The sequence below is a fragment of the Novosphingobium silvae genome, from assembly GCF_009856825.1.
In the GTDB taxonomy this organism is placed as follows: Bacteria; Pseudomonadota; Alphaproteobacteria; order Sphingomonadales; family Sphingomonadaceae; genus Novosphingobium; species Novosphingobium silvae.
On record NZ_WVTD01000050.1, the window covers coordinates 1 to 5,622 of the forward strand.

Sequence of the window (5,622 nt, forward strand, 5' to 3'; positions counted from 1 at the left end):
GACCGAAAACGCGCTGATCTTCGCCCTCGTCGGCCAAGTCGCAGCCGAAGCCGGCGTGCTGCTGATCATCATGTCTGCGGGGCCGGGCTGAGCGCCGTCCCGAAAAATCGACTTCGGCAGCGGGCTGGTAACGTGCTAGCGCGCTCTCACCAGCGACGACGGCCTGATTCTTTTGCAGCTTACCGATGACGGCGCGCGATTTCCTTACTGGAGATTGCAGGCGCTCTGCTGCGGCGTGCCATAATTGCGCGCCGTCCAAGCAAAAGCGCAAACGGCGCTGGCGACCGACATGATGTGGCTTTGCCAGTTTGAACGCTTCCAGTTCGTCAACGGCGCGGCTGATGCTCATGATCGCCACCCGGTAACGATCAGCGAGTTGGGTCATGTTGGCGTCATCGATCTCATGTCCCAGCAAGGCTGCGATCACCAGAACCTGCGCCGTTGGTGACAATTGTTCGGATGGTGTGACAGGTTGACTGGCATAGACTTCCCGCAGATCGAGAAGCGCCTCGGGGATGTAGAATTGCGTGTCTGGCGCAATGAATGCCACGCGTTTTTCAACGAGGCGACGGCGCAACGCTGCTGGCACGCCATCGAGGATCAGCACGAACAGATTGATATCGAGGCGCCGTCGCATCTGTTCGCGGTGCTTCAAATATTCCTCGACGCCGCCCACAGAGCCATTTTGCGGTAGGACGAAGATGGCGGGGCCATCTAGCAATTCTCCGCGAAAAAGGCTGTATCGGTCCAACAGGAAATGCGGCAAGCCCAACGGCTTAATGGGATCGAGATGGAGATGAGTGTCAAAAGCCTCGCGGGCATAGGCTTCCGTCGCGCTCGCAAGCGCTCGCAGTTGCATATCGGGAAGCTCATCTAACATTGCGAATTCCATTTAACATCAGTGATGTTAAATATCCACTCTAATGTTAGAATGACTCCAGCTTGGGATATGAGCGTAAGGGCGCTACCTCTCCACCTTGTTGCCCAGACGGCCATATTGAGGCGCGGCCTTGCGTGGCTGCCGTGCGCTGTAAAATCTGCGCAAAGGCGGAATATCGACTTTCGATCAAAGAACTGATCGCCTACAGTGTGGGCGCGCATCGGTCGAAAGCCGGGGCGCAGCGGCGGAAGCCGCGATTGTCCTCGACAAGGAGAAAGCCATGACCACGCGCCACTACTCCCATCTCTTCTCGTGCCTCCACGATCAACCGGCACCCATCGGCCATCTTGGCAGGGGTGTCCATCATTCGGTGTTCCGCTCGACACAGTGGCGGACCATTGATGGCGATCACTTGCGGGCACCACGCATCCACGACTTTGCCATCATCTGGGACGAGGACCACGATGAGCGGGTCATTTGTGTCGCCGAGCATCTCCACATGGAGGGGTTGCTCTGGCCAGTCGTGTTCATCGGCGAGAGAAAAGGCGTTGTAACGCTGCTACTCGATTACATGGCCGGCCCCGAAGTCTTTGCCGACGAAAGTGTCTGGATTGATCGGATACGGGAAGTAGCCAGCCACGCAGACGATACGGACGACTGGCAGGTCGAGATCGGCATGTATCAACGTCTCGTCGAGATCGACGAGGTCTCGCAGACCAACCCCGTCCGCATCATCCCCGAAGATCTAGCGCGTGTTGTCCCGTATCTTCAGGCGATTGATGTCCTGTGGCTCTTGGGTGATCGCGAAGATGCTTATGGCATGGCAGCGGCATAAGAGATCGGGTGCGAAAGACGGCACTGCGTTCGGCGCAACCGGCTTGAAGGTAGTCCAACCTTCTAAGATTAGAGACCGGCATGAGCGTGGAATGGGTCAAGGATGTCGTCATACCGCTGGTATCGGGCATCGGAGGTGCAGTCGTTGGTGCAGGCGCCAGCTATTTCGCCTCTAGCCGGCTCGCAAAACTGGCCTCAGACGAGGTGTTGGCACGGGATAAGGCCGCTCGTGCCGACCAAGATAAGCGCGCTGCTCATCAGGTCTTTGTTAAGCTGCATGCGATCGCAAACTCCATAGGCAGCTTCCAAAAGCAGACACTGGAGATGGTGGCGAAAGCTGATAGTGACGGCAACAGCCACATGCCTCTATACCAGCGACTTTCACCATTCGCGGGCATCGAACGGGAACCTTCCATCGAATTTTCTGCTGAGGAATTGGCAGTTTATATTGGCGCCAAACAAGCTGATTACGTCGATGATCTATTACTGCTTTCTCGTCGCTACGCGGCGTGCCTTGCCAGTTTAGATACCTTCGCCAAACTCAAGACCGATCTGCATTTTGAAACGGCGCGCCTCGGCCAGACGACGCGGGACGCCGCGACAGGGGTTTCGACCACGCGCATGCATTTGCCGCCGGAGGTTGGAAATTATATCAAGGTGAAAGCGGAAGAACTGGACCTGTTTGCCCAGGGAATGTGCCAATTGCTCACGGACTATGATGCGTTTGCTCGCAATGTTGCGGAACGCTTTGATGAGGTGACGCGAGGCTTCCTCGATGGTCCGGTTCTACGCTTTGAACCCATACGGTCTAATTCAGTCACTCCTCCTGAGTGACATGGTTTGTGATCGACGTGTACGCCACATGGCGTCCAAGGGGGGACGCAAACTAAGATTCACGAACCGGTATGCAGCTAGGGAGGGAGGCCGCCCAAGCGTAATCTCCCGAACGCAAATTAGGCAGCGTCTGTTCGTCCCATGCGATCGTCAGCGATTCGGTCGAGGCCATTGCGGATAGCCAGCCCTACATTGACCCGCAGGCGTGTCACCGCATTCTCATGGGCATGCAGATAGGCGGCCTGACGTTCGCGGAGGGCATCAGCGGATTCCTTGTCGACGGAGAAGTCGAAGCTCTGGATCCCCTCATGGATCGGCATAATCCGCGCCTCGTTGCCGCGACCTTTGATGCGATATTCAGGACTGGAGTGAAGGGGATCGGAAACCGGCGACGTGATGCTGAAGTTGAGATCGTGGAATCGCGTCAGCACATATGTCTGGTCTACAATTTCCACGACCATATCGCCGCGTAGAGCGGTCCAGGGCTTGTAGATCGTCGTGTGAAGACGCAGCCGATTGTGAAGCCAATAATCGTCGTCGAAATCGACCTTCGGAAGCTCGCGGCTCCAGGGAGAATGGCCGGACCGGAGATTGAAGGGCGCATGCAGAAAGGCGCCGAGGTTCGAAGGGAGCCGTCCATAAATGGCTGCATATTCCTCGGTCATCGCCCCCGCGAGTCTCGCTGCCACGAGCAGTTCCATGCCAGCCTTATGAAAAGCGCCAATCATGGCAATCGCACCGACAGCGACGCTATTAAAGGTCCGATGTCCTCCTCGACCGCCTCCGCCCTCGACCGCTGCGGGCGCAAGGTCATGGTCGATGAGCAGCGCGACATTGCGGGGAGACAACTCGCCAGCGATGGCAAGGGCGCGAGAGGTGAAGCGATCTTCGGGGAGAATCGGGCGAGCCATATAACTTCCAATTTGTGTAAGTTTTTAACTCGCAGGAATTGGAAGTTATTGCAAGTGGCCTTATGCCCGTGTTGCGAAGGGCAGACAGAGGTCCAGCCTCAATCGTGAAGCGGCACGAGAATTTCGCCAGAACCACGACGGATCACGATGCAGTCACTGCACAGCCTGAGCGACGGAACGCCCGGCATTGCTTCGGCGCTGTTCACGAGCCGATAGTCCTGCGGCGGATCGCCGCACGATGAGCAGACATCCACCGATCCTTCTTGCTGGATGTTCGCGCGCGCGATCGCACCGAGACGGGGCTCGACACGATCAATGATAGAAAACCAGAGTGGCGAATGCGGCTCAATTCGTTGGAGGTGGGTCGCTGCGTCCGCCGGATGATGCCGCCAAAGCCAGGCCAGAGCGACATCGCGCCGGAGTTGGTCATTGCGAACAAGCTGGCTGTACAAGGTGACCAGTTGCGCTGTGGTGCGACGTCCGTTCGCCTGCATCGCCCGCTCATAATGAGCGAGATTGACGGCGAACCGCACGCCGCCGGTGTGGAATTCCTGAATAGTGCTGACACAATAGAGGCGCAGGCCTTCATCATCGCCCGAACGGGCGCTCGCCTCCATCTCATCCAGATCATAGTGCCACGGGTTAATCGCGTAGTCGGCCCGCCAGAGGTCAAGATAACCCGACGCGCGATAGACATGCGCGATCTCCTCGTCCCATTGCGGGTTGGCTTGCACGAACGCATCGAGATCCTCGAAATTCTCGATGGCGGGATCGCGCCGACGCGCAACATCGAGAATTTCATTCTGCATGGCACGCATATCGGCAAGCGGGTTCGGCCGCGCTGCCCAAGCCGCCAGTTCCGCTTCTGACACGATCTCGGTCATTTCTGGGATTTCAATCAGCAGCGCGCTCCGCCTGAGAGCCTCCGGTGTGCAATAATCCGGATCGGACACCAGATTGACGCCAGCCGCAGCATAGGCTCTGGAGACAAGGCGTGAGCAGAAGAGCTGCCTCGTCCGGGGCTTGGAACCGCCCAAGACCGAGCGCGCCGCCTCCACCTTTGAATACCGTGTGCCAACCTCGGAGCGGGCGTAGTTGAGCACAGACTGGAGTTGCACCGGGTCGAGCGGTTCACGCAGTCGCAAGACGACGACATGATCGTCAACCTTGTAGGTTTCTCGCTGGATGTTATGCGCCTGGACCCCGTCATCCGTGGAATCGATGATCGAGCCATGCTGCACACAGATCATCGCGTGCGAAACCTCGCCTTTGCTGGCCCGCCGGATAACGGCGCTCATTTTTCCAGATGACGCGGTCAACACGATGTCGCCTGGCAAAAGCCGCTCAGCCGCGATCCGTCGAACAGGTTGAGTCGTTTCCATCCCCAGAATGCCCTTCTGCCTGATCCGCACTGCTATCAGTTCGCATGGCTGCTACTACTTTTGGTTACGCGCGGCGGTGGACGCGGGCAACGCGAGCAGGCGGTTCCAGGTTCCTTATCGCTTATTGGACTTGGGAGGTCATGCCCCGATGGGATGCTTTTAGGGACCATCGGGCGATACCCGCATATCTGGCCGGTAGCAGCGCGCCCATCTGCGGCCATTCCACGGTTGTGACCCCTTCCCTGATTACGGCCGTTCCGCTTCCGCGAACGCGGCGTTGATGGCCTTGAACAGCTTCTCGGCTCGGATGACGGCGTCCTTTGGGAGGTCGGCTGCGCTCGACCACGTGTCGAAATGCTTCCACATCTCGCCCATCACGCGCCGCTTATCGAGCTCCTTGTGGCCGTAGCGGGTTTTGAGGACGTGCTCGACCCGCTTCGTCACCATGTCTGAGCCGTCCTCCGGCAGGTCCTCCATCTTGATCGCGAGCGCATATGTGGCGTTGACGCAGTCGACGTAGAACTTGTCGGGGAACAGGTCCTCTATGGCGAAGTCGGTCTTCTTGGTCCCGGCGGCCTTGCCCAGCATGAAGGTACGGAACCGGCTCTTCTGCTCGTCGGCGAGCTTTGACACGTACAGTTCGTCGATCTTCGTCTTAGCAGCCCGCTGCCGAAGTCGATTTTTCGGGACGGCGCTCAGCCCGGCCCCGCAGACATGATGATCAGCAGCACGCCGGCTTCGGCTGCGACTTGGCCGACGAGGGCGAAGATCAGCGCGTTTT

The 5,622-nt window shown here is 58.3% G+C and carries 6 protein-coding genes; 2 read left to right on the top strand and 4 right to left on the bottom strand.

Translation table 11 applies throughout. The features are described from left to right. On the bottom strand, positions 1–880 hold an 880-nt coding region (locus GR702_RS21775), incomplete at its 3' end, for a hypothetical protein (RefSeq protein WP_160987604.1). A 280-nt stretch (positions 881–1,160) separates the two neighbouring features. On the opposite strand from GR702_RS21775, the gene GR702_RS21780 reads away from it, so the two are divergent. Further along, a complete protein-coding gene (locus tag GR702_RS21780; protein ID WP_160987605.1) occupies positions 1,161–1,715 on the top strand; it encodes a hypothetical protein in 555 nt (184 codons plus the stop codon). Between the two features lie 80 nt (positions 1,716–1,795). After that, positions 1,796–2,548 carry a hypothetical protein gene (locus GR702_RS21785; RefSeq protein ID WP_160987606.1) on the top strand — a complete coding sequence of 251 codons (753 nt, stop codon included), beginning with the start codon at positions 1,796–1,798 and terminating at the stop codon, positions 2,546–2,548. Positions 2,549–2,667: 119 nt separating this feature from the next. Here GR702_RS21785 and GR702_RS21790 read toward each other — a convergent pair whose 3' ends face one another. From GR702_RS21790 to GR702_RS21800, 3 genes are all read right to left on the bottom strand, one after another. After that, a complete protein-coding gene (locus tag GR702_RS21790; protein ID WP_160987607.1) occupies positions 2,668–3,459 on the bottom strand; it encodes a hypothetical protein in 792 nt (263 codons plus the stop codon). 98 nt (positions 3,460–3,557) lie between these two features. Continuing rightward, positions 3,558–4,841, bottom strand: coding sequence for a YiiX/YebB-like N1pC/P60 family cysteine hydrolase (locus tag GR702_RS21795; protein ID WP_160987608.1), 1,284 nt, complete (start codon positions 4,839–4,841; stop codon positions 3,558–3,560). Positions 4,842–5,087: 246 nt separating this feature from the next. After that, a complete protein-coding gene (locus GR702_RS21800) occupies positions 5,088–5,474 on the bottom strand; it encodes a hypothetical protein (protein ID WP_202408431.1) in 387 nt (128 codons plus the stop codon). Positions 5,475–5,622 lie beyond the last annotated feature (148 nt).